This window comes from Actinomycetospora lutea, from assembly GCF_028737205.1.
Taxonomy (GTDB): domain Bacteria; phylum Actinomycetota; class Actinomycetes; order Mycobacteriales; family Pseudonocardiaceae; genus Actinomycetospora; species Actinomycetospora lutea.
Genome location: NZ_JAQZAL010000083.1, coordinates 1 through 1,694, shown reverse-complemented (window position 1 = coordinate 1,694; position 1,694 = coordinate 1). Strand labels below are relative to the sequence as shown.

Genomic DNA, 1,694 nt, shown 5'->3' with positions numbered 1-1,694 from the left:
ACCCCAGCTCCCGGCCCGGTCACACCCTCAGCTGCACTCCATTTCCGGAAGAGCCTGTAAACTCTGTCTAGGGAAAATCTGTCTAACCTTGTGCGTGAGGTCGAAGAACGCCTCTGCTTCGCGTTCCGTGCGACCCATCCGCCAGAGCTCGAGTCGGTCCGAAAGTCCCTTTGGTGCGAGACTCTTTTGATTAGACCGGGAAGAGTAGATCTCTCGATTCAGAATGTTCATGACGACGAAGTAGGTGTCGAGATGAAGCTGCTCAAAGATCCATCGACTCTTTAGGGTTCGAGCGGCAAATCGATCCCAGCTTAGACCGCCCGAACCTGTGGTGCTCCGGACATACTCCAAGGCCTGGACGCTTGCGATGATGTCGCCGACGGCCGGCTTCGGGTCGTCGCGCCGCTCCATCGACCGTGCAAGCCGGGCGACCCGCGACAGTTCGGGCGAGGGCGCCTTGAGATGGAGGCCTACTAGACGACGTGTCTGGGTGCTCAACCCCTCCTCAAGATAGAACTGTCGCCACGAGTCCATCCAATCTTCTGGAGCTACATAGGAATTATCTATGCTCTCCAGTCCGCCCTCACCATTAACGTATTGGACGTGCCCCTTTTGAATTGACCAGGCGGACGTGGGCCTACCTGACGCCAATACGTCAATTACCGATCTGCATAGGTCCCGAGCGTCCTCGGCTGCCCTTGCCAGAGAGTGATTAACTAGCTCAACTCGCGCAAGGGTGTTTCCGAGTTCAGCTTCCGGAAGCCAAGCACGCCGGCTCGTCCTAGACGATCGCAGCTCAGGCGGAAGTAGGTCGTCGTTGGCTTGTTCGATGCGGCCGAGGAGCCAAAATGCTGGGTAGAACGTAAGTATCCCAAGATGAACTGGGTTGTCCAGCATTGCATGATCGATCTTCAGCCAGATGATGTTGTCCGCGTGCCGCGCCGGCTCACTCAGCAAGCGTGACGTAAGCTCGACTCTCTCTTCAGCGGTTAATCCTGGAGGATCGACACTCTCATCGACGTCGGCTTCGTCGTCGGTCGCCTCTACCTCGTCGACGATTGCGCGCGCATGTGCTATCCCGGCCGCTCGATTGCTCAGCACATCGAGACATACTCTCGCCAGGCCAAGCTTGTCTCTACCCAGCCCGCTATGCGACATCGTCGAGAGTAGATTGTCTCTTCGGCTTTCGAAGTGGGCTAGTCCGATGAGGTTCGAGACGTTCGCACTTGATGCCACTAGATCGCGCCACATTGCTTCCCTCGTGGTGTTCTTTCTTAGAGTCGCCAAGAAATCTTGGGCTTCCCCGAGTGTGTCAGGGGACTCTAGCGCTCGATTCGCAGCGCGGAGAAGGCGTTTCCCGTCGTCCTCAACTACCTGACGGGTCATAGGGCCAAGCCCTTCAATGCCTAGTTTCAACTCTTGGAGAAGACTGATTCGGTCCGCTTTTGCGCGAGGGTCGGGCGCGCCATCCTGATGCGTTGCGCGAGCCCAGCTAACGACGTCAAGAACGACCGACACCAAAGGAACGAGTCGCTCGTGCCGGTCGACAGACGGGTCCCGAAAGGCGTCCGCTAGTGCTTCCATTTGAGTTTCAGAGAGCTCGCCTAGGTCCAAGTTCTGCCTTAGGTTGCGGACGGGCGGGGGGGGGGGGGGGGGGGGGGGGGGGGGGGGGGGGGGGGGGGGGGGGGGGGGGG

Annotated in this window: 1 protein-coding gene; it reads right to left on the bottom strand. The window is 58.9% G+C overall.

The window, feature by feature from the left end:
• Nucleotides 1-27: 27 nt before the first annotated feature.
• Nucleotides 28-1,386 carry a hypothetical protein gene (locus tag PHK61_RS31730; protein WP_274285027.1) on the bottom strand — a complete coding sequence of 453 codons (1,359 nt, stop codon included), beginning with the start codon at nucleotides 1,384-1,386 and terminating at the stop codon, nucleotides 28-30.
• Nucleotides 1,387-1,694 lie beyond the last annotated feature (308 nt).